General features: G+C 64.8%; 28 protein-coding genes. 18 read left to right on the plus strand and 10 right to left on the minus strand.

Annotation, left to right across the window (positions count from 1 at the left end; all coding sequences use genetic code 11):
• The first annotated feature begins 256 nt into the window (after positions 1-256).
• Positions 257-1,210 (plus strand): lytic transglycosylase domain-containing protein, encoded by a 954-nt coding sequence (locus tag OCK02_RS17550; RefSeq protein WP_263814154.1) that lies wholly within the window; start codon positions 257-259, stop codon positions 1,208-1,210.
• Positions 1,211-1,345: 135 nt separating this feature from the next.
• A complete protein-coding gene (locus tag OCK02_RS17555; RefSeq protein WP_263814155.1) occupies positions 1,346-2,443 on the plus strand; it encodes a calcium:proton antiporter in 1,098 nt (365 codons plus the stop codon).
• A 136-nt stretch (positions 2,444-2,579) separates the two neighbouring features.
• Here the strand turns inward: OCK02_RS17555 and OCK02_RS17560 are convergent, their stop codons facing one another.
• On the minus strand, positions 2,580-3,782 hold the full coding sequence (locus OCK02_RS17560; RefSeq protein ID WP_263814156.1) for a pyridoxal phosphate-dependent aminotransferase: 1,203 nt from the start codon (positions 3,780-3,782) through the stop codon (positions 2,580-2,582).
• A gap of 338 nt (positions 3,783-4,120) precedes the next feature.
• Here OCK02_RS17560 and OCK02_RS17565 point away from each other — a divergent pair, with 338 nt between their 5' ends.
• The 5 genes from OCK02_RS17565 (at position 4,121) to OCK02_RS17585 (ending at position 8,470) form a co-directional block, all read left to right on the plus strand.
• The gene (locus OCK02_RS17565; protein WP_263814157.1) at positions 4,121-4,999 is read left to right on the plus strand and encodes an EAL domain-containing protein; all 879 of its coding nucleotides are present in this window, start codon (positions 4,121-4,123) and stop codon (positions 4,997-4,999) included.
• A 226-nt stretch (positions 5,000-5,225) separates the two neighbouring features.
• Complete coding sequence (locus OCK02_RS17570) at positions 5,226-5,678, plus strand: hypothetical protein (RefSeq protein WP_263814158.1); 453 nt, start codon at positions 5,226-5,228, stop codon at positions 5,676-5,678.
• Positions 5,679-5,880: 202 nt separating this feature from the next.
• Positions 5,881-7,011: a PQQ-dependent sugar dehydrogenase gene (locus tag OCK02_RS17575; protein ID WP_263814278.1), complete on the plus strand. Its 1,131-nt coding sequence runs from the start codon at positions 5,881-5,883 to the stop codon at positions 7,009-7,011.
• A 671-nt stretch (positions 7,012-7,682) separates the two neighbouring features.
• Positions 7,683-7,898, plus strand: a complete 216-nt coding sequence (locus tag OCK02_RS17580) for a cold-shock protein (protein WP_097142268.1) — start codon at positions 7,683-7,685, stop codon at positions 7,896-7,898.
• Positions 7,899-8,047: 149 nt separating this feature from the next.
• The gene (locus tag OCK02_RS17585; protein ID WP_230808164.1) at positions 8,048-8,470 is read left to right on the plus strand and encodes a BA14K family protein; all 423 of its coding nucleotides are present in this window, start codon (positions 8,048-8,050) and stop codon (positions 8,468-8,470) included.
• A gap of 76 nt (positions 8,471-8,546) precedes the next feature.
• Here the strand turns inward: OCK02_RS17585 and OCK02_RS17590 are convergent, their stop codons facing one another.
• The 3 genes from OCK02_RS17590 to OCK02_RS17600 form a co-directional block, all read right to left on the minus strand.
• The gene (locus OCK02_RS17590; protein ID WP_263814279.1) at positions 8,547-9,188 is read right to left on the minus strand and encodes an MBL fold metallo-hydrolase; all 642 of its coding nucleotides are present in this window, start codon (positions 9,186-9,188) and stop codon (positions 8,547-8,549) included.
• Between the two features lie 113 nt (positions 9,189-9,301).
• The gene (locus OCK02_RS17595) at positions 9,302-9,469 is read right to left on the minus strand and encodes a hypothetical protein (RefSeq protein WP_263814159.1); all 168 of its coding nucleotides are present in this window, start codon (positions 9,467-9,469) and stop codon (positions 9,302-9,304) included.
• A 131-nt stretch (positions 9,470-9,600) separates the two neighbouring features.
• Entirely contained in the window at positions 9,601-10,086 is a 486-nt protein-coding gene (locus OCK02_RS17600; protein WP_263814160.1) for an Lrp/AsnC family transcriptional regulator, read from the minus strand.
• A gap of 107 nt (positions 10,087-10,193) precedes the next feature.
• Here OCK02_RS17600 and hppD point away from each other — a divergent pair, with 107 nt between their 5' ends.
• The gene (gene hppD / locus OCK02_RS17605; RefSeq protein WP_263814161.1) at positions 10,194-11,303 is read left to right on the plus strand and encodes a 4-hydroxyphenylpyruvate dioxygenase; all 1,110 of its coding nucleotides are present in this window, start codon (positions 10,194-10,196) and stop codon (positions 11,301-11,303) included.
• A gap of 268 nt (positions 11,304-11,571) precedes the next feature.
• Positions 11,572-11,841, plus strand: a complete 270-nt coding sequence (locus OCK02_RS17610; RefSeq protein ID WP_230808160.1) for a hypothetical protein — start codon at positions 11,572-11,574, stop codon at positions 11,839-11,841.
• 69 nt (positions 11,842-11,910) lie between these two features.
• Here OCK02_RS17610 and OCK02_RS17615 read toward each other — a convergent pair whose 3' ends face one another.
• The gene (locus OCK02_RS17615; RefSeq protein ID WP_263814280.1) at positions 11,911-12,801 is read right to left on the minus strand and encodes a branched-chain amino acid aminotransferase; all 891 of its coding nucleotides are present in this window, start codon (positions 12,799-12,801) and stop codon (positions 11,911-11,913) included.
• Between the two features lie 270 nt (positions 12,802-13,071).
• Between OCK02_RS17615 and OCK02_RS17620 the strand changes: the two genes are divergently transcribed.
• The 4 genes from OCK02_RS17620 to OCK02_RS17635 all read left to right on the plus strand — a co-directional run bounded on the left by OCK02_RS17620 (position 13,072) and on the right by OCK02_RS17635 (position 16,409).
• Positions 13,072-13,551, plus strand: a complete 480-nt coding sequence (locus OCK02_RS17620; RefSeq protein WP_230808222.1) for a MarR family winged helix-turn-helix transcriptional regulator — start codon at positions 13,072-13,074, stop codon at positions 13,549-13,551.
• Between the two features lie 21 nt (positions 13,552-13,572).
• A complete protein-coding gene (locus tag OCK02_RS17625; protein WP_263814162.1) occupies positions 13,573-14,268 on the plus strand; it encodes a response regulator in 696 nt (231 codons plus the stop codon).
• A gap of 42 nt (positions 14,269-14,310) precedes the next feature.
• Entirely contained in the window at positions 14,311-15,696 is a 1,386-nt protein-coding gene (locus tag OCK02_RS17630) for an ATP-binding protein (protein WP_263814163.1), read from the plus strand.
• A 119-nt stretch (positions 15,697-15,815) separates the two neighbouring features.
• Entirely contained in the window at positions 15,816-16,409 is a 594-nt protein-coding gene (locus OCK02_RS17635) for a hypothetical protein (RefSeq protein ID WP_263814164.1), read from the plus strand.
• Between the two features lie 385 nt (positions 16,410-16,794).
• Here the strand turns inward: OCK02_RS17635 and OCK02_RS17640 are convergent, their stop codons facing one another.
• The 4 genes from OCK02_RS17640 to OCK02_RS17655 all read right to left on the minus strand — a co-directional run bounded on the left by OCK02_RS17640 (position 16,795) and on the right by OCK02_RS17655 (position 19,310).
• Positions 16,795-17,136, minus strand: a complete 342-nt coding sequence (locus tag OCK02_RS17640) for a tRNA-binding protein (protein WP_230808156.1) — start codon at positions 17,134-17,136, stop codon at positions 16,795-16,797.
• 203 nt (positions 17,137-17,339) lie between these two features.
• Positions 17,340-18,158: a pyrroline-5-carboxylate reductase gene (proC, locus tag OCK02_RS17645; protein WP_263814165.1), complete on the minus strand. Its 819-nt coding sequence runs from the start codon at positions 18,156-18,158 to the stop codon at positions 17,340-17,342.
• Between the two features lie 3 nt (positions 18,159-18,161).
• Positions 18,162-18,662 (minus strand): YbjN domain-containing protein, encoded by a 501-nt coding sequence (locus OCK02_RS17650; protein WP_230808154.1) that lies wholly within the window; start codon positions 18,660-18,662, stop codon positions 18,162-18,164.
• A 387-nt stretch (positions 18,663-19,049) separates the two neighbouring features.
• A complete protein-coding gene (locus OCK02_RS17655) occupies positions 19,050-19,310 on the minus strand; it encodes an accessory factor UbiK family protein (RefSeq protein WP_230808153.1) in 261 nt (86 codons plus the stop codon).
• Between the two features lie 205 nt (positions 19,311-19,515).
• Between OCK02_RS17655 and lgt the strand changes: the two genes are divergently transcribed.
• The 5 genes from lgt (at position 19,516) to OCK02_RS17680 (ending at position 24,490) form a co-directional block, all read left to right on the plus strand.
• Entirely contained in the window at positions 19,516-20,352 is an 837-nt protein-coding gene (gene lgt / locus OCK02_RS17660) for a prolipoprotein diacylglyceryl transferase (protein WP_263814166.1), read from the plus strand.
• A 15-nt stretch (positions 20,353-20,367) separates the two neighbouring features.
• A complete protein-coding gene (locus tag OCK02_RS17665; RefSeq protein ID WP_263814167.1) occupies positions 20,368-21,468 on the plus strand; it encodes a class I SAM-dependent methyltransferase in 1,101 nt (366 codons plus the stop codon).
• A 110-nt stretch (positions 21,469-21,578) separates the two neighbouring features.
• Positions 21,579-22,364 carry a peptidoglycan editing factor PgeF gene (gene pgeF, locus OCK02_RS17670; RefSeq protein ID WP_412178857.1) on the plus strand — a complete coding sequence of 262 codons (786 nt, stop codon included), beginning with the start codon at positions 21,579-21,581 and terminating at the stop codon, positions 22,362-22,364.
• A 48-nt stretch (positions 22,365-22,412) separates the two neighbouring features.
• Positions 22,413-23,564: a M24 family metallopeptidase gene (locus tag OCK02_RS17675; protein ID WP_263814169.1), complete on the plus strand. Its 1,152-nt coding sequence runs from the start codon at positions 22,413-22,415 to the stop codon at positions 23,562-23,564.
• A gap of 116 nt (positions 23,565-23,680) precedes the next feature.
• The gene (locus OCK02_RS17680; RefSeq protein WP_263814281.1) at positions 23,681-24,490 is read left to right on the plus strand and encodes a hypothetical protein; all 810 of its coding nucleotides are present in this window, start codon (positions 23,681-23,683) and stop codon (positions 24,488-24,490) included.
• A 55-nt stretch (positions 24,491-24,545) separates the two neighbouring features.
• On the opposite strand, the gene OCK02_RS17685 is transcribed toward OCK02_RS17680, so the two are convergent.
• Positions 24,546-26,099, minus strand: coding sequence for a calcium-binding protein (locus tag OCK02_RS17685; RefSeq protein ID WP_263814170.1), 1,554 nt, complete (start codon positions 26,097-26,099; stop codon positions 24,546-24,548).
• Between the last annotated feature and the right edge of the window lie 197 nt (positions 26,100-26,296).

Here is a 26,296-nt window from a genome sequence, read left to right on the forward strand (position 1 = left end):
AAGCGGGGAGAGGGAACATGCCCTGCGCCGGCTTTGTCCCGGTCCGAACGGCATTGATTGTCTGGCCATATGGCCGCAGCACCTTCCCTTCTCCCCGCCTGCGGGGAGAAGGTGCCGGCAGGCGGATGAGGGGCAACAGCGCCCATCCTCCCCCCCCGGCTATCCCGCCCCGTCCCTCGCCTTCGCGCGGCGTTGCCGCCGGCTCCCGAACGATGATATCAAGGCGGGCACGCTGGCAGCGCGGGGGATCTTGGCGATGTTCGGAGCGAGATGGCGATCCGGTCCTGTGCGCCATGGCGGCGCCGTCATGGCGTGGGCGCTCTCGCTTGCCGTGACCCTCGGCCTGCCGCAGCCGGCCATAGCCCAGTCCGAATGGCGCGCGCCGCCGCCCTGCCTCTTCGCCTCCACGCTCTCCGACGGCAGCCGCCTCTGCGTCCGCACCGACACCTACAACCGCGACATCTGCGTGGCCATGGAGAGCTATGCCCGCCTCAACGCATTGCCGCCGGACTATTTCGCCAGGCTGATCTGGCGTGAGAGCCTGTTCCGTCCCGACGCCGTCAGCCCCAAGGGCGCGGAGGGGATCGCCCAGTTCATGCCCGGCACGGCAAGGCTGCGCGGGCTGGAAAACAGCTTCCATGCGCTGCACGCGCTCGACAAGTCGGCCGAATATCTCGCCGACCTGCGTGACCGCTACGGCAATCTCGGCCTTGCCGCCGCCGCCTACAATGCCGGCGAGGCGGGCCTGAACACCTTCCTCGCCACCGGCCGGCTGCCCTTCGAGACGCGCGCCTACGTGATGGCGATCACCGCCAACACGGCCGAGCAGTGGAAGGATGCGCCGCCGGAGACGCTCGATCTCTCGCTCGAGAAGGACAAGCCCTTCCAGGAGGCCTGCGTGGCGCTTGCCGAAAGCCGGCGGATGCGGGAGATCGTGTTTCCCGACGAGGGCGTCTGGGCGCCCTGGGGGGTGCAACTCGCCGCCCATTTCAGCAAGCCCGCGGCCCATCGGCTGTTCATGATGGCGGTGGCGCGCCTGCCGGCGCCGATCAGCGCGGAGAAGCCGCTGATCCAGCGCGAACGCCATGCCCGCTTCGGCGCGCGGCCGCGCTACACCGCCCGCATCGGCCGCCAGTCCCGGGCGGAGGCCGACAACCTGTGCGACCAGATCCGCAAGGCCGGCGGCGCCTGCATCGTCTTCAAGAACTGACGCCGGCCTGCCGGCGAGCCGACCGTTGCCAAGTCGCAAGCGTGGACTATCTCTTGCAGGGAGCGGCGTTCTCCAATCATTCCCGATGGTTGCTCGCCGCTCCGGAATCACCTTCTCAAGCCGCGGACGACCTCCTTGACCAAGCCAGGCCTCTTCAGACGGGAACTCTTCCTCATCATCGCCCTTCTGGTGGCCGTCGCGGCCTTTGCCGGCGAACACGCGATCCTTTCGGCCGGCCGCGCGCTGACCCTGACCGCCGCCTTCGCCATCGTCGCCACCATCATCCTCGCCTCCACCCGCGTCGCCCATCATGCCGAGGTGCTGGCCGTCAAGGTCGGCGATCCCTACGGCACGATGATCCTGACGCTCTCGGCGGTGCTGGTCGAGGTCGTGGTGCTCGCCATCATGATGCGGGGAGAGACGTCGCCGACGCTGGTGCGCGACACGATCTACGCCGCCGTGATGCTGGACATCAACGGCATCATCGGCCTTGCCGCCCTGCTCGGCGGCCTGCGCCACGGCGAGCAGCCCTACAACGACGATTCCAGCCGCACCTACAGCGTGATGATCCTGACCGCCATGGGCATCTCCATGATCGTTCCGGAATTCGTGCCGCGCGCAAGCTGGCAGGCCTATTCGGTGTTCACGATCTGCGCGATGATCGCCCTCTATGCGCTGTTCCTGCGCATGCAGGTCGGCCAGCACAGCTACTTCTTCAGCTATGCCTATCCGCGCGCCGCCCGCGGCGACGGGCATGCCCGGCATCCCGAGGCCGACCAGCCCGCCCTGCCCTCGATCCTGGTCATCCTCGCCGGCGTGGTCGTCATCGGCGCGCTCGCCGAACTGATGGCGGCCACGCTGAACGTGGGGCTCGAAGGAACCGGCGCACCCGTGGCGCTGATGGCGGTCATCGTCGCGGCGATCTCGGCCGCGCCCGAGATCCTCACCGCCATGCGCGCAGCGCTCGCCAACCGCATGCAATCGGTCGTCAACATCGCCATGGGCGCCTCGCTGTCGACCGTCATCCTCACCGTGCCGGTCATGGAGGCAATCGCGCTCTACACCGGCCAGCCCTTCATCATGGCGATGACGCCGGTGCAGACCGTCATGGTCGCGATCACCCTGATCGTCGCCGCCATCAACCTCAACGACGGCATGACCAACGCGATCGAGGGGATGACCCACTTCATCCTCTTCGCGACCTTCGTCATGCTGACCGTGATCGGGCTATAGGGCAGATATTACAACATCTTGGGCCGACGACCGGAATCACTTCCGGAACGACTTGAAGAGGCACGCGCGTGCCAGAAACGACAAAACCCGCCATCGCTGGCGGGTTTTGCAAATGCCTGAGCTGGCTGAGGGCCGCTTACTTGCAGGCCGCGCAGAAGCGCTGGATGCGCTTGCAGGCCTCTTCCAGCAGCGCCTCGGAGGTCGCATAGGAGATGCGGAAGTTCGGACCGAGGCCGAAGGCCGAGCCGTGCACGACAGCGACGCCTTCGGCTTCCAGAAGCTCGGAAACGAAGTCCTCGTCGGTCTCGATCACCTTGCCCGACGGCGCCGTCTTGCCGATCAGTCCCTTGCACGAGGGATAGACGTAGAAGGCGCCTTCCGGAGAAGGGCACTCGATGCCCTTGGCCTGGTTGAGCATGGAGACGACGAGGTCGCGGCGCCCCTCGAAGATCTTCTTGTTCTCGGGGATGAAATCCTGCGTGCCGTTCAGCGCCTCGACGGCGGCCCATTGCGCGATAGAGCAGGCGCCCGAGGTCTGCTGGCCCTGGATCATGTCCATCGCCTTGATCAGCGCGAGCGGGCCTGCGGCATAGCCGATGCGCCAGCCGGTCATCGCATAGGCCTTGGAGACGCCGTTCATCGTCAGCGTGCGGTCGTAGAGCGTCGGCTCGACCTCGACCGGGGTGGCGAACTTGAAGTCGCCATAGGTCAGGTGCTCGTACATGTCGTCCGTCAGGATCCAGACGTTCGGATGCTTCAGGAGCACGTCCGTCAGCGCCTTCAGCTCGTCATGCGAATAGGCGGCCCCCGACGGGTTGGAGGGCGAGTTGAAGATGAACCACTTGGTCTTCGGCGTGATCGCGCGGTCGAGGTCTTCCGGCGTCAGCTTGAACTTGTTCTCCTGCGTGGTGGCGACGAAGACGGGCGTGCCGCCGCACAGCGCCACCATTTCCGGATAGGAGACCCAGTAGGGGGTGGGGATGACGACTTCATCGCCCGCATTCAGCGTCGCCATGAAGGCGTTGAAAAGAATCTGCTTTCCGCCGGTGCCGACGATCGTCTGGGCGGCGGTGTAGTCGAGGTTGTTCTCGCGCTTGAACTTCCTGACGATCGCCTCGCGCAGCTCGGGAATGCCCGAGACGGGCGTGTACTTCGTCTCGCCGCGATTGATCGCCTCGATCGCCGCCTGCTTGATGTTGTCGGGCGTGTCGAAGTCCGGCTCGCCGGCACCCAGGCCGATCACGTCGCGGCCCTTGGCTTTCAGTTCGCGCGCTTTCTGCGAGACGGCGATGGTGGCGGAAGGCTTCACACGGGAAAGGGCGTCGGCAAGAAAGGCCATGGTCGATTGTCCGTTTTAGGGTTCAAAGACAGCGTAGGGCCACGGGCCGCGCAAAAGCGGCCCCCAGGCGGATAGGTCTATGGCCAAACTGCAACGCTCTGGCAAGACGCGACAAGGCAAAAACACGCCGGCAGGCCGTATCCGCCCCCCGGATGAATAAGTTTCATGGACGCCATAAGGCAGACCGATGGGTCGGCTCCTGGGGCGATCTTGATCCGATATGCAACGAATGATTGCATAACCCCGGCATTTTAGCGGAAACCTTAAGCGCGGGTTAAGGCCTGCGGCGGTAGTTTCGGGAAGGCCGCCCGGCATTATCGGCGTGCCGGAAGACACACATGATCGAACGCAGCATATTTGCAAACATAGACAGGGACGCCGACGGAACGACGACGGCACGCTACGGCCACTACATCCTCCAGTCGGCACTGCAGCCCATCCTGCGAGAAACCTCCGATGGCCGGCTCGAACTCGAGGCGGTCGAGGGCCTGGTGCGCGCCAGTTGCGACGGCGCGCTGGTGCCGCCGGCGGACTTCTTTGCGCTGGTCCCGGAAGAGGACCGGCCGATGGTCGACAGCCTCTGCCGCAGCCTGCATATCCTCAATACCGGCCAGCTCGCCCGCAAGGACGTGACGCTGCTCGTCAACTCCCAGCCGGGCCTGTTCCAGTCGCCGCATGCGATCCGCCAGGAAGTCGATCGCATGCGCCTTGCCGCCCACGAGGCCGGCATGGCGCCGGCCAGGATCGCCTGCGAGATCCGCGAATGGCCGGACGACGACCCGGACACGCTCGCCCAGTTCGCAAGACAGCTCCACGACGCGAACTTCCTTGTCGCCATCGACGAATATGCGGCGACCGACGAGGACATCGCCCGGCTTGCCCGACTGTCGCCGGACCTTCTGAAATTCGATCCGATCTGGGTGAAGCGCTTTGCCGAGGGCTCCACAGGCTCGGGCCTCATGCGGGTGGTGGTCGCCCGCCTCGAGCGCGAGGGCATCCGCCCGATCGTCACCAACATCGAGGAGCCCTGGCAGGCGGAATTCTGCCGCGAGATCGGCATGCCGTTGATGCAGGGCTACCTGCTCGCCCGGCCGCAGGTCACGCCCACCTCCTTCGAGCGGGACTTTCCCGAGGAACAGCCGGCCTCGCCCGCCCCTGCCGCGCACGAGGCGCGAGCCCACAGGGCGGCACCCCGCTTCGGCCGCCGCACGGGCTGACCGGCGACGGGCCGCCCGGCCCCGCAGCCGTTGCCAATGACGTTCCGTCGGGACCCGTCTGTACGTCCCGCACCGCGCGTGGGCCGACCTTTCCGCAACCGCCACGTTTTCACCACAACAACTGTCGGGCGGCGCCGCATTTCAGTCCCCCTGACGCCGACTTCGGCGTGCCTTCTTGCAGCCAACAGGGAGACAAGCCCGGCAGCGAAAGACAAAGGGGTGGGATATGTTCATCGACGACGAGAAGGCAATCCGCAACCATCGCCGGCGCGAAGGCCGGGCGGTCCTCTACATCACGCTGACGGCGCTCGCGGCCTGCGTCCTGATGTTCGTCGGCCTGATGAACGTCGCCAACGCCGCAGCCCTCGGCGACGAACGCAGCCTCGTCGTCGGCATGCTGGGCGATACGCATCCTTCGCTCGACCCCGCCGCCATCGGGACGGTCGGCCACGCCGGACGGACCGCCATCTCCGCTCCGGCCCTGCCGGACGGGCTCGACAGGATCACCACGACTGCGATGACCGGCGCGAAGGACGACGATGCGGCCTCGTTCGACCGGCGTCTCGCAACCGCACTCGGTCTCGGCGCGCTGATCGTCGTTGCCGGCGTCGGCCAGCTGGCCGGACGGGCCACCGAATCCGTGCACGCCGGCGACACAAGCCGCAGCAGCGAGGCCTGACGCGTGCCTCTTCCTCCAGTCGACGGACGCAGGATCCCGGGGCACCCCTGCACCTCGGTTCCCGCGTCCGCCGCCCTCTTGAAAACGCATGACTATGGCTTCAGTTATGTGGCGGATGGAGGAAGGATCGCCGATGCACCCGCCTGACCGAGCAGAGTTTCCTGAGACCGCCGGCCGACCGATCGACCTTGCGCGCCTGACGATGCAGCTCTCGGCAACGCTGCTGCTGGCAGCCGGTCTCGGCGCCACAGTGTCCGCCGCGCCGCAGGAGTTTCCCACCAGCAAGGTGCCGCTTGCCGTCGAGCCGATCGCAACGGGGCTGAAGCATCCCTGGGCGGTCGAGGTCCTGCCGGACGGCGCCTACATCGTCACCGAGCGCGAGGGCAACCTGCGCATCGTCCGCAACGGGCAGCTTTCCGCCCCGATCCGCGGCGTCCCGCAGGTGGTGGCGCAGGACCAGGGCGGCTTGCTCGACGTGGCCATCGCGCCCGATTTTGCGACGAGCCGCATCCTCTTCCTCACCCACAGCGCCCCCGGGCAGGACGGTACGGGCACGGCGGTCACGCGCGCCCGGCTTTCAGCCGACGAGAAGAGCCTGGAGGACGTGCGGCGCATCTTCACGATGAACAGGGCGACGCCGAACGGCGAGAACTTCGGCGCGCGCATCGCGATCGCCGCCGACGGCAGCCTGTTCTTCGGCACCGGCGACCGCGGCGAGCCCGACCGGGCGCAGGACCCGCGCGACCACGCCGGCGCGATCCTGCACATTGCCGCCAACGGCGGCATCCCCGCCAGCAATCCCCATGCGGGGCACGCGGGCGGGCTGCCGGAGATCTGGTCGAAGGGCCACCGCAATCCGCAGGGCATCGCCATCGATCCGAAGGACGGAACGCTCGTGACCGCCGAGCACGGCGCGCGCGGCGGCGACGAGATCAACCTGCCGCAGCCGGGCCGCAACTACGGCTGGCCGGTCATCAGCTACGGCAAGGACTATTCCGGCGCCGAGATCGGCAAGGGCACGGCAAGGGACGGCTACGAGCAGCCGGCCTACTACTGGGATCCCTCCATCGCGCCCGGCGCCGTTGCCGTCTATCGCGGCCCGATGTTCCCCGAATGGGACGGCGACCTGCTCGTGGCGGCGCTGAAATACCAGACGCTCGTCCGGCTGGAACGCGACGAGGCCGGCGTCATCCACAGCGAGGAGCGCATGCTGGACGGCGCCTTCGGCCGGCTGCGCGACGTCAAGGTCGCCCCCGACGGCGCGATCCTGCTGCTGACGGACGAGGACGACGGCGCCCTGCTGCGCGTCTCCAGGCTCCCCTCCTCGCAATAGCGACACGCCCCTGCCCCGACGTCTATCGAAAATCGCCCCGGCTTCGTCCCGGCGGGAGAGGCCCTGTCTGCCTCCCTGTTCGATGTATTTCCGATGAGCGACAGCATTCCGGTGCCGGATCGGCCGACCGCACGATCTTTTTCGCCGCGATGCTTGCGATCGGACCTGTACCGGAACTGGAGAAGACCAAGGAAAAGCGGGGCAAAGCGGCATAGTTCGCCCCCTTCTTGAACATGTGAACCAGGCCTCTCTGCGCTTTGCTGTCCCCCGGCCGGGTTATTGGGCAGCATGCTCAATATAGTTGCTATGATGCCTGCGAAACTGTTCCGGAATGCTGCAAGTCTATTGCCCCAACCGCCGGAAAGACGCCGAACCGGAGCGGTTCACGAAGTGTTCGAAACTTTTGCTTGCCAATTAATGATAAACACAGCACTCTTGCCCTGTTCGGGCAATTTGCGGACATGGGAAGACCTTCAATAATAGCGCGCCGGAGACGCGATAAAAATCCGGGCAGCCGTGCTGATAAGTTCCATGAGGAACAGCGCTTGGCTGGCTGCGGTAAAACAGGACCCTTTCCTCACATCGGAACTGCCTGCCTCACGCCCCTTCGGGGGCAAACCGAAATGCTGCCCGCCGCCAAACTACCGGGCAGAGAGAAAAGGACCTGACGCATGGCCGAAACTGGCACTGTAAAATTCTTCAACACCGAAAAGGGCTTCGGTTTCATCAAGCCCGACAATGGTGGTGCGGATATCTTCGTACACATCTCTGCCGTACAGGCTTCCGGCCTGAACGGACTCTCCGAGAACCAGAAGGTAAGCTTCGAGACGGAACCCGACCGCCGCGGCAAAGGCCCCAAGGCGGTGAACCTGCAGATCGCCGGCTGAGGCGATCTTCAACCAAGACCATTGCGACCCGGCATCCTGCCGGGTTTTTTTTTTGCCCGGCGCCGTTCAGCGCCCGTTCATTCGGATCTCCCTAGGATCGCCGCTATCGGATGGTCGCAGGTTCGCGACCGGAACCAGGGACGAATGAGATGAACAGATACCTGAAGTCGGCCGTGCTGGCATTTGCAGTGGCAGCGACAACGCTCTCCTCCTTCGGAGCCGCCGAGGCAGGCGATCGCGGCCACTGGCGCCACGGCCGCCACCACAACAACGATGCCGCCTGGGCAGCTGGCGCCGCCGGCCTCGTCACCGGCGTGATCGTCGGCAGCGCGATCGCCAACACCCCGCGCTACGACGACGGCTACTACCGCGCGCCCCCCCGCCGCGTCTATGTCGAGCCGGAATACCGCCCGGTTCGCCGCGTCTACCGCGAACGGGTCGTCGTCGGCACCCTCGAGCCCTGGAGCCCGGCCTGGTACGACTACTGCGAAAGCACCTATCGCTCGTTCAATCCCCGCTCCGGCACCTTCGTCGGCTATGACGGGCGGGAGCACTTCTGCGTCGCCGGCTGAGGCAGGCACGGCTGCACGCAGGAAAAAGGCGGATGGGAAACCATCCGCCTTTTAATTTTGCACCTTGCGGCGGAGTTCAGAGACCGCGCAGGAAGGGGTTGGTCAGCCGCTCCTCGCCGATCTTGCCGCCCGGGCCATGGCCGCAGATGAAGCCGACATCGTCGCCGAGCGGCAGCACCTTGTCGCGGATCGAGGCGAGCAGCACCTTTTCGTCGCCGCCCGGCAGGTCGGTGCGCCCGACCGAGCCGCGGAACAGCACGTCGCCGAGATGGGCGAAATTCTGCTTGCGGTTGAAGAAGATGACGTGACCCGGCGCATGGCCGGGCGTGTGGTAGACCTCGAACGCGTGTTCGCCGAAGGAGACGCGGTCGCCATCTTCAAGCCAGCGGTCGGGAACAACGTTCTGCACCTTCATCGCGACTCCGAATTTCTCGGCCTGCGTCTCCATGCGTTCCAGCAACGGCAGGTCGTCCTTGTGCGGGCCGATGATGTCGAGGCCGAGCGCTTCCTTGAGCTCCTTCGCCCCGCCGGCGTGATCGAGATGGCCATGCGTCAGCCAGATGGCCTTCAGCGCAATCCCGTTCTTCTGCACCACCTCGACGATCGCCTCGACGTCTCCGCCCGGATCGACGATGACGCCTTCCTTTGTGTCCATGTCGAACAGGATCGTGCAGTTCTGCTGGAAGGGGGTGACGGGGATGATGCCCGCCTGAAGCATGCCCATGGGGTCCTCGCTGGGAAGTGGTGCCGACCCCGCATATAGCCGCTCCCGGCCCGGGATGCCACGGTCAATGGCAAGACCGCACACGGGACCGGGCGTGGGAAGTGAATTCAGCGCGCGCTGGCGACCTGCTGGACCGGCGCATCCTGGCCGGCAATGGCGGTCGGCGCGGGCGTCACCGTCGACAGCAGCAGGGCCGCGACGGCGATGTTGGCGAGAGCGTAGGCATAGACCACGGCGCGCAGCCGGACCGCGACGGTGCCGCCATCTGCAGGCATCTGATTTTCCATTACCCTGTTCCTTCGACCCGATGACGGTGCCTGATTGTTTGATTGCAACCTACAACGACGATCCGGGCCATTCTGTTCCGCTGGAAACACGGACAGGCACGACAATCTATTCGGTGCGCTCAGACGGGAAGCGCCGTCGTCTCCTTCAGCGTGTCGAGCACGATCGCCGTCTTCACGTGCGAGACGGATTCGTGCGGCAGGAGCACGTCGTTCACAAAAGCCGAAAGCGCCTTCAGATTCGGCACCACCACCTTGATGATGTAGTCCATCTCGCCCGTCAGCGAAAACGCCTCCAGCACCTCCGGAAGGCTGGAGATGAGCCGGGCGAAGCGCTGGGCGTTGTCGCGATTGTGGGTGGCGAGCGTCACCGTCACGATGATGACGATGCCGAGGTCGAGCTTCTCGCGGTCGAGTTCGGCCCGGTAGGCCCGGATGATGCCCTCCTCCTCCAGCCGCGCACGCCGCCGCGAGCATTGCGACGGCGACAGGTTGATGCGCTCGGAGATTTCGCTGTTGGTCAGGCGCGCATCCCGTTGCAAAAGCGCCAGCAATTTTCGGTCGAATGCGTCCAGATGCACGACTTCGTCTCCATCTCCACATATCATGCAAGAATACGTCACATCGGCTCGATTGACCACCGACTTTGCAAACATCATGCGCCGCGGTCGGCGCATACTTGCGTTTCATCAGGGAATTCGAGGAGGAGAATGCCATGGGACCGTTCCCGCACGACGCACCGCCGGCTGTGATCAGCACCGAGAACCCGGCCGGAACCGATGGCTTCGAATTCGTGGAATTCGCCCATTCCGAGCCGGAGAAGCTGCGCGAACTCTTCGCCCGCATGGGTTATGCGGAAGTGGCGCGGCACCGGACGAAGGACATCTCCGTATGGCGCCAGGGCGACATCAACTACGTGCTGAATGCCGAGAAGGGTTCGTTTGCCGAGCGCTTCGTCGAAAAGCACGGCCCCTGCGCGCCCTCGATGGCCTGGCGCGTCGTCGATGCCGGCCATGCCCTGAAGCACGCCGTGTCGATGGGGGCGGAGGAATATACCGGCACCGACAAGTGCATCGACGCACCGGCGATCGTCGGCATCGGCGGGTCGCTGCTCTATTTCATCGACCGCTACGGCGAAAAGGGATCGGCCTACGACGCCGAGTTCGACTGGACCGGCGAGCCCGACCCGAAGCCTGCCGGCGTCGGCTTCTACTATCTCGACCACCTGACCCACAACGTCTTCCGCGGCAACATGGACAAGTGGTGGGCGTTCTACCGCGAACTGTTCAATTTCCGGCAGATCCACTTCTTCGACATCGCCGGCAAGATGAGCGGGCTGGTTTCGCGGGCGATCACCTCGCCCTGCGGCAAGATCCGCATCCCGCTGAACGAATCGACCGACGACCGCAGCCAGATCGAGGAATATCTGCGCAAGTATAACGGCGAGGGCATCCAGCACATCGCCGTCGGCACCGACGAGATCTACGATGCCACCGACCGGCTGGCGGGGAACGGCCTGAAATTCATGCCCGGCCCGCCGGAGACCTACTACGAGAAGTCGCAGGAGCGCGTCCACGACCACGACGAACCGCTGCACCGGCTGAAGAAGCACGGCATCCTGATCGACGGCGAAGGCGTGATCGACGGCGGCACGACGAAGATCCTGCTGCAGATCTTCTCGAAGACCGTCATCGGACCGATCTTCTTCGAGTTCATCCAGCGCAAGGGTGACGAGGGTTTCGGCGAGGGCAACTTCAAGGCCCTGTTCGAATCGATCGAGGAGGACCAGATCCGCCGCGGCGTCTTCAACGACGCCGCCGAATAGAGGCGCGGCCCCAGCCTCCCTTCCCCCGCCATGCCCGGGCCTACCCCGGGCATCTGCGCGGCGTTTCCGGCCGGGGCGACTGCCAGCTGGCCGCCGTGCCGAAAAACACTGAAAAATTGACAGCTTGCAATTTCGCAACCACCATATGCGCGCCGAGGGTATCGGCACTGGCGATTCGGCCGCTCGGGAGGGCGCCGGCCAGCTTCACGTGTTCGTTGCCGGAAGGTCTCGACGCGCTTCCGGCACGACCCGAACGGGGGGACTGCACATGGAAGCATTGATGCCACTCATCACACAGCTCATCAGCGGCGCGGTCGGCGGCAACGCCGTTGGCGCCATGCTGAAACAGCAGGCGACCAGCGTCATCGTGCGCACGATCGTGGGTGCGATCGGCGGTGTCGGCGGCGGCCTGCTGCTGCAGGCGGTGGGCGGCGAGGCCGGCCTGTCCGTGCTCGTCGCCAATGCGCTGGGCGGCCTGATCGGCGGCGGCGTACTGCAGGCGATCGCAGGCAGCCTGTTCGGCCGCAAGCAGGCCTGAGGCCCGGATCGACCGAACACATCAGACCCGTGAAAAGGCGGCTGGAACGTGCCGCCTTTTCAATCCGCCCTATTCCGCCGCCGCTGCGACCGGATGGACCTCGGCCATGTAGTCGTTCATCAGCGTCTCGCAGATCGTGCCGGGCGTGAAGCGGTAGGGGCCGATCTCCGATACCGGCGTCACTTCGGCGGCCGAGCCGGTCAGGAAGCATTCGCTGAAGCCGGCGAGTTCCTCCGGCAGGATCGCCCGCTCGACCACCTGGTAGCCGCGGCGCCCGGCGAGCTCGATGACCGTCTGGCGGGTGATGCCGTTCAGGAAGCAGTCCGGCGTCGGCGTGTGGATGACGCCGTCCTTGACGAAGAAGATGTTGGCCCCGGTCGCCTCGGCCACCTGGCCGCGATAGTCGAGCATCATTGCATCCGCATAGCCCTTGGCCTCGGCGGCATGCTTGGAGATGGTGCAGATCATGTAGAGCCCGGCGGCCTTGGATTCGCACGGCGCCGTCCTCGGATCGGGCCTGCGGTACTCGGCGATGTCGAGGCGGATGCCCTTCAGCTTCTCGGCCGGGTTGAAGTAGCTGCCCCACTGCCAGATGGCGATGGCGACGTTGATCCGGTTCGCTTGCGCCGAGACGCCCATCATCTCCGAGCCCCGCCAGGCGATCGGCCGCACATAGGCCTCAGAGAAGCCCTGCCGCTTTAGAAGCTCGACGCTTGCCGCATCCAGTTCCTCGACCGAATAGGGAATCTTGAAGCCCAGGACCTCGGCGGACCGGTGCAGACGCCGGTTGTGCTCCGTCAGCTTGAAGATGCGCCCGCCATAGGCGCGCTCGCCCTCGAACACGGCACTGGCATAGTGCAGCCCGTGCGTCAGCACGTGGATCTTCGCGTCCGCCCATGCGACGAATTCGCCGTTGAACCAGATCTGGCCTTCCATTTGATCGAAGGCAACCGCCATGATGCTTCCTCCCGGCCCGAAGGACCGTTCTTGATGTTGATTTTGCTGCCCGATACGGTCTAACCAGAAACAGGCATGATACCGCCTTGCCAAGGTGCCGGAAGCGCCGGTGAGAACGGAAGAACGCCTTCGGCGCGACGGATGCGAGGGGCCGTCGGCAAGTTGTGGACAACGCCTACCAAGAGTGTAAAAATATGTCAACAACGCTGACATATTTTTACGGAAGTTGCGCGAAGTGCTGCTGCGAGGAAAGGAAATGACCGCGTGGGACGAATGACTTCGGAACGCAAGGCGACGACCGAGTTCTGCGACCAGCCTTTGACCGACGAAGGCGGCATCGACTTCGAGATCATCGAGGGCTTCTTCTTCGCCTATCGGGACTTCATCTCCGATCCCGACGCCATCCTGGAGAGCAGCGGCTTCGGGCGCGCCCACCATCGCGTCGTCCACTTCGTCAACCGCGAGCCGGGGCTGACGGTGGCCGACCTGCTCGAAACGCTCAAGATCACCAAGCAAAGCCTTGCACGGGTTTTGAAACAACTGATCGATTCGGGCTATATTCGCCAGATGGCCGGCCCGGAGGACCGCAGGCAGCGCAAGCTGTATCCGACGCGATCCGGCCGCGACCTGGCGCTGGCGCTGGCGCAGCCGCAGCAGGTGCGCATCGAGCGCGCCTTCGAGGGCATGAGCGCGGAAGACCGCAAGGCCGTGACGCGTTTCCTCGCCGGGATGCAGAACGCGCGCCAAGAGTAACCGGGACAGACGGAAATGACGATGCAAGACAGGCCCTCCGACGACGCCGCCCACCTCCTGATCGTCGACGACGACAAGCGCATCCGCGAACTCCTCAGCCGCTATCTGGCGGGTGAAGGCTTTCGCGTCACCGTCGCCGGCGATGCCGACGAGGCTCGCCGGCGGCTGGAAGGCCTCGATTTCGACCTGATCGTGATGGACGTGATGATGCCGGGCGAAACCGGCCTGCAACTGACGGAGAGCCTGCGCGCGATCCGCAACATACCGATCATCATGCTGACGGCGCTGACGGAGACGACGGCGCGCATCGAGGGACTGGAGGCCGGCGCCGACGACTACCTCGCCAAGCCCTTCGAGCCGCGCGAACTGGTGCTGCGCGTCAACAACATCCTCAAGCGCAACGCCCAGCCCGCAGCCCCGAAGATCGAGCAGGTCATGTTCGGGCCATACACCTTCTCTATCGTGCGCAAGGAGCTCAAGCGCGGCGGCGATCCGATCCGGCTGACCGATCGCGAGCAGGAGATCATGCTGCTCTTTTCGCTGCGCGCCGGCGAGACCATCCCGCGCCACGAACTGATCGGCGAGGAGACAGACGTCGGCGAGCGGACGATCGACGTGCAGATCAACCGCCTGCGGCGAAAGATCGAGGACGACCCGACCAATCCCGTCTGGCTGCAGACGGTGCGCGGCATCGGCTACCGGCTGAGCATCGAGTAGCCGGCACAGGCCGGCCAGGAAATTGAAACGGCGAACCGCGACATGACAGCCTTCGAAACCTTCAGACGCGAAATCGAGCGGACACCGCTGGCAGGCTGGCGTAGCTTCGTGAAGTGGCTGCGCAGGCGGTTGCCGACCGGGCTCTACACGCGTTCGCTGCTCATCATCATCATCCCGATGGTGCTGCTGCAGTCGGTCGTCGCCTTCGTCTTCATGGAGCGCCACTGGCAGTTGGTCACGGAGCGGCTGTCGATGGCGGTCACGCGCGACATCGCCGCGATCATCGACCTGATCGACACCTTCCCCGACGGCAGCGCCAATGCCGAGATCGTCCGCATCGCCCGCGACCGGATGAACCTCAACATCGCCATCGAGAAGGGCAACGAACTGCCCCCGCCGCAGCCGAAGCCGTTCTTCAACATCCTTGACCATATCCTCAGCGCCCAGATCACTAAGCAGATCAGGCTCCCCTTCTGGATCGACACGCTCGGCGACAGCGACCTTGTCGAGATCCGCATCCTCGTCGACCAGGACAAGACGCTGCGCGTCTATGCCCGCCGCAACCACACCTACGCCTCCAACACCCACATCTTCCTCGTCTGGATGGTCGGCGCCTCGCTCGTGCTACTGACGATCTCGATCCTGTTCCTGCGCGGCCAGATCCGCCCGATCCTGTCGCTGGCGCACGCGGCCGAGAGCTTCGGCAAGGGGCAGAAGATGCCGGAGGACTTCGCGCCGCGCGGGGCCGACGAGGTGCGCCGCGCCGGCCTCGCCTTCATGCTGATGCGCGAGCGCATCGAGCGGCAGATGGAGCAGCGCACGGCGATGCTGACCGGCGTCAGCCACGACCTGCGCACGATCCTCACCCGCTTCAAGCTGCAACTGGCGCTCGCCGGCAAGAACCCGGACCTCGACGGGCTGAACAAGGACGTCGAGGACATGCAGAGCATGCTGGAGGGCTACCTGTCCTTCGCCCGCGGCGAGGCCGAGGAGGATGTCGGCCATCTTCGCCTTTCCAACCTCTTCGACAAGTTCGAGATGGAGGCGGAGCTCCACAACAAGGAACTGACCAGCACAATCGAGGGCGAGGACGAGATCATGGTGCGGCCGAACGCGTTTTCGCGGCTCGTCGGCAACATCGTCTCCAACGCGCTGCGCTATGCCGGCAAGGTGCAGATCCAGGCCCGCCACAGCGCCAAGTGGCTGACGATCGTCGTCGACGACGACGGCCCCGGCATCCCCGAGCGTTCGCGCGACGACGTGTTCAAGCCGTTCTTCCGCCTCGACGAGGCCCGCAACCTCGATTCCTCCGGCACGGGCCTCGGCCTTGCGATCGCCCGCGATATCGCCCGCAGCCACGGCGGCAACGTCACCCTCTCCGACAGCCCGCTCGGCGGCCTCAGGGCGACGGTGCGGATCCCGGCATAGAAATATCCTAGCGTATCGTTAAAACTCTACGAGTTCGACTTATATCTATATGAATATTAGGATAGAATCGCAATTCAGCGATCGAGAATGCATCAACAGTTCTACAGGAAATACATTTCATGGACGACACTTACTACCTAAATGGAGCATTCAAGCCAACCATGAAAAGGTTTGCCGACTTAAGCGGACCTGATTTCTTTCCAACACCAGCTTGGGCGACCGCCGCCCTTTTAGATAATGAAGTATTTGAAGGAAGCATCTGGGAATGCGCATGCGGCGACGGCGCCATGTCAAAGGTCTTGGAGACCCGATATTCAAATGTATACAGCTCAGACTTATATGATAGAGGTTACGGAGAAACTGGAATTGATTTCACTATCCAAGATAGAAATTTCGATAACATTATCACAAACCCACCGTACAATAGTGCAGAGAAGTTTATTCATAAAGGAACAAAGCTAGCCAAGAAGAAATTCGCTCTTTTGCTTAGATTGGCATTTCTGGAAGGCGTAAATCGGGCTAATACAATATTCTCATCAATCCCCCCTAGTCGTGTTTGGATTTTCAGCGAACGCATTACCTTTTACCCTGCGGGAGTTACCGTCAAGGGAAACGGCACCACCGCGTATGCGTGGTTTGTATGGGACGTTAACGCTCCCGCTCGCTCTGAAATTAAATGGCTTAGACCCGGATACAAGGCAGTACATTTCTAGTGTCGGCTTAGCACTCTACGACGACCTGCTTCAGTAATCTGAAGACCACCATTAACCTTGATCAGATATCCTTCAGATATAAAATTGCCTTCAGCACGCCGATGCGAAGAAATGTTTCGAACCCTCTGCTCCCAAATATACTCATTAGGTCGAGTCGGAGACAGAACCTGATCTGCATTGGTCAATCTCAGTTGGCCGGGAATTGCACGTATCAACTGACGAAAAGTTGCTCTTCCGCTGGGGAGACCTTCTAGAATTTTCAGGACAGCTTCAGAAATTTCAAGTTCAGTAGTTCGACCTTGCGCGTCAGGCATGCATGACTCCCGTACATCTCTCTAAATCAACGTATACGGGAATTAATCACGCTTCAACTACCACGTCACGTTCAGCAGAGCCTTGCCCCGTTCGGCACCGGGCGCTCGGCGGCGGCGAGCACGATGGCGCCGGCCTCGTCGGCAAAGCCCAGCGTCAGCACTTCCGAGCGGACCGGGCCGATCTGCCGCGGCGGGAAGTTGACGACACCCAGCACCTGCCGCCCGACCAGGCTCTCCGGCGCGTAGTGGACGGTGATCTGCGCCGAGGACTTCTTCAGCCCGATCTCCGGTCCGAAATCGATCGTCAGCTTGTAGGCCGGCTTGCGGGCCTCCGGAAACTCGGCGGCCTCGACGATCGTGCCGACGCGAATATCGACCCGTTCGAAATCGGCAAAGGAAATCGTCTCGGACATGGGATGCTCCGTGAATGCAAGAGGCAAGACGCCAAGGCTGTCCCGGCAGGGACAACCACGAGGTTGTCGTCAAGGGTTAGCGCATGTCGCGCAAAAGTGTGAAGCGGTTTTGCGACGACGACATGGGCAAAATGAAAGGGCTGAAGCGCGATCGGCCTTTGCGCATGGAAACCGGGCGGTAGCCCCGCCCGCCCGCGCAGTCGTCAGCCGGCGAGGTCCTCGGCGCGCTTGCGGGCGGCCGCGATCGCCCGGTCGAACAGCGGCTGCATGCCGTCCTTGTCCATCAGGACGGCGAGTGCGGCTGCCGTGGTGCCGCCCGGCGAGGTGACGTTCTGGCGCAGTTTCGAGGCGTCGTCGGGGGACTGGTGAAGAAGTTCGCCAGCCCCCGAGACGGTTTCCCGCGCAAGACGCATGGCGAGGTCCGCCTGCAGGCCGGCTTTGCGGCCTGCCTCCGCCATGCACTCCACGAGATAGAAGACATAGGCCGGGCCGCTTCCCGAAAGGGCGGTGACCGCATCGATGTCGGCTTCGCTGTCGACCCATTCGACCGGGCCGCTAACCTTGAGCAGGGCATGGACCTGCTCGCGCTGGTCCGCGCTGACGCGGCCGTTCGCAAAGGCGCCGGTAACGCCCCGGCCGATCATCGCCGGCGTGTTCGGCATCGCCCGGACCATGGCCGCCTGCCCGAGGTGGGCTTCGAGATTGCCGAGGGTCTTTCCGGCGGCGACCGAAACCACCACCGTTTCCGGCCCGACCAGCCCCTTCAGCGGCGGCAGCACGATATCCATGACCTGCGGCTTGACCGCGACGAAGAGGACTCCCGCCACCATGCCGACCGGTGCCGCCGTCACGTGGCGCACGCCGTTGTCGGCAATCAGCTTCTGCATGGCCGGCGCCGGACCGGGATCGATCACCAGCACCGAGGCGCCGGGCACGCCGCTCTTGAGCCAGCCCGCGAGCATGGCCCCGCCCATGTTGCCGGCACCGACAAGAACGACTGGACCCGCTGCCTGACCGCTCATTTCTTAAGCCACCCCGACCGTCTCGAACATCACCGCATCGACTGCGGCCTGCGCTTCCATTCCCGACCAGACGACGAACTGGAAGGCCTGGAAATAGGCCTCGCAGGTCTCCAGCGCGCTCGACAGCAGCACCTCGACCTGACGGTTCGTCGGCTCGGCCCCGCCGGCAAGCAGCAGCGACTGGCGGAAGATCACCACGTCCTCATGCCGCCACAGGTCGAAATGGCCCATCAGCACCTGGCCGTTGATGTGCGACAGCAGCCTGATGACCTCGTTAACACGGCTTTCGGGCACCTTGATGTCGAAGGCGCAGGCAAGGTGCAGCGCCTCGAACTCTTCCATCCAGGAAAAGGAAACGTGGTAATCGCTCCACTTGCCCTCGACCGTCATCGCGATCTCGTCTTCGCCGGAACGCTCGAACGACCAGTCGTTGTTTGCAGCGACGAATTCGATCATGTCGACCGGATTCTGCTCCCGTACGAATTCCAATTCCATCAGGCTCATGCGTCACCCTTTTGACCGGAAGGCATGCGCTATCGCGACCACGCACCACAAGAACGCGGATACCCACTCCGGAAGAAAACCGAATGATTTCGCTGCGCTGCCAGAGTCTGACTTACTAACCCTGCCCCAAGCTGGCGTTGCCGTCTCGAATCATCATTTAAAATCAGTGTATAACGGCAGAGTCCCGAGACCAGCCCCCACGCCCCTTTTTGTCGTCGCCGTTGTGGACAGTGGCTGCCAAAGAGATTCAGCCCGGCACCTCAAGTGACTCTGCGATAAGGATTTTTTAACGCTATCCACAGGGCCAAAATTTCTTCAAAAAGAAGAAGGCCGGCGCGGGGTTCCCGCGGCCGCCCTTCCCTAACGTGAGCCGGAGGCTCCGCCCGGCTATTTTTTCGCAGTCGCGATCTTCGCCTCGAGCGCTTCGATGCGCTGCTGCAGCGCGTCGTTTTCCTCGCGCGCCTTCGCCGCCATCTCCCGCACCGCCTCGAATTCTTCGCGCTTGACCAGGTCCATGCCGTTCAGGAAACGGTCGGCCTGCGCGCGGAAGACCGTTTCCATTTCCTTGCGCACACCCTGTGCCGCGCCGGCGGCGTCGGTCATCAGCTTGGCGAAGTCATCGAGAATTCGACTGGTTCCGGTGGTCATGGTCGGCCTCCTCGGCTTTAAACGTGTCGCGGCCCAGCGCCGCCTCCTTTCCTGAGGTAGGATGTGCCACCGGGCGATGCAAGCGGAATCGCTTGGGGACGAGCCGGCCGGAGGCCCCGTGCGACCGATGGACCCGGCAGTATCCGCTTGACCATCCCATGGCCGGACGCCATCTTCCGCCCGAACCAACCGGACCAGAGAGCCCTTGATCCCAGCAGCAGAACTTTTCGCCGTCATCGCCTTCCCGAACATCGACCCGGTGGCGTTCTCGATCGGCCCCGTCGCCGTCCACTGGTACGGGCTCGCCTATGTGGTCGGCATCATGCTCGGCTGGTTCTACGCCCGCAGGCTGATCTCCCGTGCCAATCTCTGGCCGAAGGACACGCCGCCGATGACGCTGGCGCAACTCGACGATTTCCTCGTCTGGGCGGCCCTCGGCGTCATCCTCGGCGGGCGGATCGGCTATATCCTGTTCTACGACTTCGCCGCGATCGTCGACGATCCGCTGCGCGCCTTCCAGATCTGGAACGGCGGCATGTCGTTCCATGGCGGCTTCACCGGTACCACCATCGCCATGATCCTCTTTGCCCGCCGGCACGGCATCCGCATCTGGAGCCTGTTCGATATCGTCGCCGCCGTCGTGCCGATCGGCCTGTTCTTCGGCCGCATCGCCAATTTCGTCAACGGCGAGCTGTGGGGCAAGCTCTCCGGCGCGCCCTGGGCCTTCGTCTTCCCCAATGCCGGCCCCTTCGCCCGCCATCCGAGCCAGCTCTACGAGGCGGCTCTGGAGGGCATCGTCCTGCTCTCTCTGCTGGCGATCGCGATCTACGCCTTCAAGGCGCTGAAGCGGCCGGGCCTCGTCACCGGCATGTTCGTGGCCGGCTATGCGCTCTGCCGCATCTTCGTGGAGTTCTTCCGCGAGCCCGACGCCCAGCTCGGCTATCTCTTCGGCGGATGGCTGACGATGGGCATGCTGCTGTCGCTGCCGATGCTGGCGCTCGGCATCTGGGCGATGCTGCGTGCCCGGCCTGCCGCCGTCTGAGAGACCGAGGCTGCCATGTCGACACCCCTTGCCAGCAAGATCGGTGCCCTGATCCGCACCAACGGCCCGATCAGCGTCACCGACTATTTCTCGCTCTGCCTCGCCGATCCCGAGCACGGCTACTACAAAACCCGCGAACCCTTCGGAACCGAAGGCGACTTCGTCACCGCCCCCGAGATCAGCCAGCTCTTCGGCGAGATGCTCGGAGTCTTCATGGTCAACGCCTGGCAAAAGCACGGCGCCCCGGCCACCGTCCGCTTCGTCGAGATCGGCCCGGGCCGCGGCACCATGATGGCCGACATGATGCGCGTCGTCGCCCGGCTGGCCCCGCAGCTCCATGACGGCGCGACCTTCCATCTCGTGGAAACGAGCCCGCGGCTGAAGGACGTGCAGCGGCAGACACTCGGTGCGCACGCTGCGCGGATCGCCTGGCACGACAGCTTCGACGAGGTGCCGGACGGCTTCACGCTGCTGGCCGCCAACGAGCTCTTCGACGCGATCCCGATCCGGCAGTTCGTCCGCACCCCGACCGGCTTTCGCGAGCGCATGGTCGGCCTTGATGCCGAGGGCGAACTGACCTTTGCCGCAGGCGTCGCCGGCATCGATCCCGACCTTCTGCCGGAGGGGCACAGGTCCCAGCCGAACGGCGCGATCTTCGAGATCGCCCCGGCCCGCGAGGCGGTGATGGCGGCGATCTGCGAGCGGCTGCGACGGAGCGGCGGGACGGCTCTCGTGATCGACTACGGCCATGTCGTCACCGGCTTCGGCGACACGCTGCAGGCGGTTCTGCGCCACGCCTTCGATCCGCCGCTCGCCCATCCGGGCGAGGCCGACCTTACAAGTCACGTCGATTTCGAACGGCTCGCGACCGTCGCCCGCGACAGTGGGCTGCGCACGCATGGCCCGCTGCACCAGGGCGACTTCCTGATGGGGCTCGGGCTCGCCGACCGGGCCGCAGCACTCGGCCGCGGCCGCGACGAGGACCTGCAGCGCCAGATCGTGGCCGACGTCGAACGGCTGGCCGGCTCCGGCGCCGGAAACATGGGCGACCTGTTCAAGGTGCTGGCCGTGTCCCGCGGCGAGGTGACGCTCGCGCCGTTCCGCCCCGCGGATTGACAGCCCGATCACCGGCGATCAACATCGCCCCCGTTTTGAATCGGACGCCGCATCGTCCGCATGCCCGCCACGGTTTCCGGTCTCCGGGCGCCGCAACGAAGCGACGAAGGATGATGCCCGTGCTTTCCCCCGTTCAGTCCCCGCTGGTTTCGCGCGCTGCCGGAAATGCCGTCCGCCACGGCTATTTCACCCGCGCTGGCGGCGTCTCGGAAGGCATCTATGCCGGCCTCAACGTCGGCCTCGGCTCGAACGACGAGCGCGCCCGGGTGGTGGAGAACCGCGCCCGCGTCTGCAACTGGTTCGCCGTCGACCCCGGGCGCCTGGCGACCGTCCACCAGATCCATTCCCCCGACGTCGCGGCCGTCGACGACGGCTATGACGGGCAGCGCCCGCAGGCCGATGCGCTCGTCACCGCCACGCCGGGCCTCGTGCTCGGCGTGCTGAGCGCCGATTGCGGGCCGATCCTGTTCGCCGATCCGAAGGCCGCCGTCGTCGGCGCCGCCCATGCCGGCTGGAAGGGCGCGCTGACGGGTGTGCTGGAAAACACCATTGCCGCCATGGAGACGCTCGGCGCCGCGCGGAAGGACATCGTCGCCTGCCTCGGCCCCTCGATCAGCCGGCGCAACTATGAGGTCGGCCCAGAATTCGTCGAGCGCTTCGTCGGAACAGACGCTTCTTACGGCGCGTTCTTCTCCCCATCAGAGCGGCCCGGCCACGCCATGTTCGACCTGCCGGCGCTGACCCTGAAGCGGCTGGCGGAGGCCGGCATCGAGGCGGAGAACCTCGACATCTGCACCTATCCGCAGGACACGAACTGCTTTTCCTACCGCCGTTCGGTCCATCGCAAGGAGCCGGATTACGGCCGCCAGATCTCGGCGATCATGATCAGCGGCTGACGAACAGACAAGAAACGATACCGACAAGAAACAACAAGGGAGCGAGGCATGGCCCTTCATTTCGAAACCGAGGAATATGCCAACCGGCTGCGACGGCTGACGTCGAAGATGCGCGAAGAGAAACTCGACGCCATGCTGCTCTTCGCCCAGGAGAGCATGTACTGGCTGACCGGCTACGACACCTTCGGCTACTGCTTCTTCCAGACGCTGGTGGTGCGGGCCGACGGCGAGATGGTGCTTCTGACGCGCTCCGCGGACTTGCGCCAGGCGCGCCGGACCTCGACGATCGAGAAGATCGAGATCTGGGTCGACCGGGCGAACGCCGATCCGGCGATGGACCTGAAGAACCTGCTGTCGGAGATGGACCTGCTCGGCTGCCGCATCGGCGTCGAATACGACACCCACGGCCTGACCGGCAAGAATGCCAAGCTGCTCGACAACCAGCTCCAGAGCTTCGGCGAACTCGTCGACGCCTCGCATCTCGTCGGCCGCCTGCGGCTGATCAAGAGCGCCGCCGAGATCACCCATGTCGAGCGGGCGGCCGCCCTTGCCGACGACGCGCTGGACGCGGCCCTGCCGCTGATCGGCCCCGGCGGCGACGAGGCGGCGATCCTCGCCGCCATGCAAGGGGCGGTCCTGGCCGGCGGCGGCGACTACCCGGCCAACGAGTTCATCATCGGCTCCGGCGAGGACGCGCTCCTCTGCCGCTACAAGTCCGGCCGGCGCCGCCTGGACGCGCAGGACCAGCTCACGCTCGAATGGGCGGGCGTCAGCGCGCACTATCACGCCGCGATGATGCGCACCGTCGTCATCGGCACCCCGACCGACCGCCACCGCGAACTCTACAGCGCCTGCCGCGAGACCATGCAGGCGATCGAGATGGTGCTGCGGCCGGGCAATACCTTCGGCACGGTGTTCGACACCCACGCGCGGATCATGGACGAGCGCGGCCTGGCGCGGCACCGGCTGAACGCCTGCGGCTATTCGCTCGGCGCGCGCTTTTCGCCCTCCTGGATGGAGCAGCAGATGTTCCACATCGGCAATCCACAGGAAATCCTGCCCGACATGTCGCTGTTCATCCACATGATCATCATGGACTCCGACACCGGAACCGCGATGACGCTGGGCCAGACCTACCTGACCACGACTGACGAACCGAAGGCATTGTCGCGCTACGGGCTGGATTTCATCGAGGCCTGATCCCGCCGATCGGCCCGCTGGAAAATCCGGGAATTGACACGCAGCGACGCGGCACCGCATAAATCCCCCGTGAATGGAGGGATGATGCGACTTTCCGGACAGCGGACGTGAGACGGATGCGCGAACTGAGGCAACGGCTGGCCCTGATCGGTCTTCTTTTCCTGGGAGGCTGCAACAGCACGGATGCGCTGACGCCCCCCATGGACGTGGGCGGCGCGGCCGCCCAGTCGCCGCCGGTGACCCAGCGCGACCTCGACCAGATGAGTGCCGACAGCCGCCCCGTCGGCAATGCGCAGGCGCGCGCGATGGGCGCGCCGCCTCAACAGGGCTCGTCCGGCAGCCTCGAATCACAGGCCGCAGCGCTTTCGAACGGCAATGCCAACCCGGTGGCGAGCGGCGAAGGCGGCACCGTCATCGACGACCCCTCGCCCGGCAACGCCGCGCCGGCGACCGGGCAGCCGCCCCGCCAGCCCGCAGAACCCCAGCCGCAGCAAGCCGCAACGCAAACACAGCAGCCCGCCGCGCCGCAGACCCAGACCGCGGCCGTAAACCCCGCCGCCGGCGAGAGCATCCGCTTCCTGCCGATCATCGGCGCGCCGGTGGAAGCGGTGACGCCGCTCTCGCGCCAGCTCGGCGCGCAAGCGCGGGCGCGCGGCCTGACGATCAAGAGCTCTTCCGACAACTCCAGCCGGCATATCCTCAAGGGCTATTTCTCGGCCATGGCCAACGGCAACGGCACCACCGTCACCTATGTCTGGGACGTGCTCGACAGCTCCGGCGCGCGCCTGCACCGCATCCAGGGCGCAGACAGCGTACAGGCGACGGCAAAGGATCCCTGGGCGGCCGTGCCCGCCGGCACGATGGAGGCGATCGCCAGCCGCACGATCCAGGAATACATGAGCTGGAAGCAGCAGAGCGGCGGCTGAGGCGACGCCGAGAGATCACGGCCGGCTGGCGCCGGCCGCAGAGCCCCCCGACGGATCAGGCGAACAGGAAGTCGTCGGCGGCCAGGTTCGCCACGCCGGCAACCGTGATGTCGTTGTCGGCGTCGAAGCGGATGACGCTGTCGTCGCCCACGAGATCGATGTCGAGATCGGCGAAGCCATGGATCCCGCTTCCCGCATACCCCTTCAGGTCGATCCTGTCGGCGCCCTTTTCGAACACGACCGTATCGTGGCCGTTCTGCGGGGCGAACACGAAGCGGTCGGCATCCGCGCCGCCGTCCATGTGATCGCTGCCGGCGCCGCTGGCCAGCGTGTCCCTGCCGACCCCTCCGTAGAGTTCGTTGTCCGTCCCATCGATCACGATGAGCCTGTCGTTGCCCGAGCCGCCCTTCAGGATGCTCGCCCCGACCGACCCGGCAGCGACGGTCGCAATGAGCGTGTCGTCACGCGCGCCGCCGTCGAGGCGGTTCTGCGCAAGCGAGCTGGCGTTCTCCGCCGCGTTGTCGAGAGAGACTTCGAGATAGGCCTCGAGGCGATCGTTGCCGTCTCCGCCCTTCAGCACGTTGGCGATGTCGAACAGGCCGGCACCTCCGCGCGCATGCACGCTCATCCGGGCCTCCAGCATGTCCCAGCCGTCGCCGCCGTCGAGATGCTGCAAGGCCGTAGCCGTGCTCCCGACCGAGGTCGAAATCATCTCCGCCTTCAGGTCGTCGCCTCCGCTCCCGCCATAGAGGCGGCTGGTGATATCGACGAACCAGTTGCCGTTGTCTTCGTGCCGGACGTCCAGCGTGTCGTTGCCGCTGCCGCCCCAGAGCTCGTTGAGGCCGACCGGCGACGACGAGTTCGAATTGGTGTAGCCGAAGGCGCGCAGGGTGTCGTTGCCCTCCTCGCCACTCAGCGAATTCCGCACCAACTCGGTTCCGTTCGCGCGGCCGATCGCCGAGGCGTCCAGGATATCGTCGCCGGAGCCCCCCTTGAGCACGTTGATCGCGGTTGCGACCATTGCGTGGTGCTCGGTCTCGGCCCGGGCGGTGATCTCGTCCTTGCCGCTGCCGCCATCGACGCAATTCTTGGCGAGATTGTCCCTTATCGCGCCGCGCGCATCAGCCAGAACGTCGATCGCGTCGTTGCCGCTTCCGCCGAGAACATGGTTCTTCAAGGTGACGTTGCCGAAAATCGTGGCGGCGACATTGGCCACGGCCTTGATCGTGTCGGCATCGCTGCCGCCGGAGAGAAGGTTCTCCGCACTGAATTGCTGGCTCGAATCCGGGGGGCCGTCACTCTGCAGCGTGACCGTCGAATCCAGCTTATCCCTGCCCTTGCCGCCGTACTGGATGGCGAGCCCCTCGACGGGATCACTGGACGATGCCAGGACCAGAATGTCCGTGGTGAGCCGGTCATGGCCCTTGCCGCCGACAAGCCCGGTGCGGTTGAAGCCGGTGCTGAGCGCGTCGTTGCCGTCCATCCCGAAGACGGCGTCCCGCTCGGCTGCCGCAGCGAGGACGTCGGCGTATCGCGTGCCGACGATCGTGCTGTTGATGGGGTTGATGCGTGCGAGCCACTTGAACGCGGCCAGATTTACATTCGCCATCTTCGCCTCCCGCCAATCGGCAAGTACTTCCAAGGAGATTTCATAGCCATGCACTGACGTTGCTTGGACCAGCAAAACAACTCAGGAATGTTCCAGGATGGACTATCGTGTTCTGCGATGTGCCGTTTGTCCACGTAGACAAATTCATGCAGGCGGCTTTCGAAACATTCCCCCGAAAGACTTACCCCTGGGCCTTG

It is taken from the genome of Rhizobium sp. TRM96647 (assembly GCF_025780115.1).
In the GTDB taxonomy this organism is placed as follows: Bacteria; Pseudomonadota; Alphaproteobacteria; order Rhizobiales; family Rhizobiaceae; genus Mycoplana.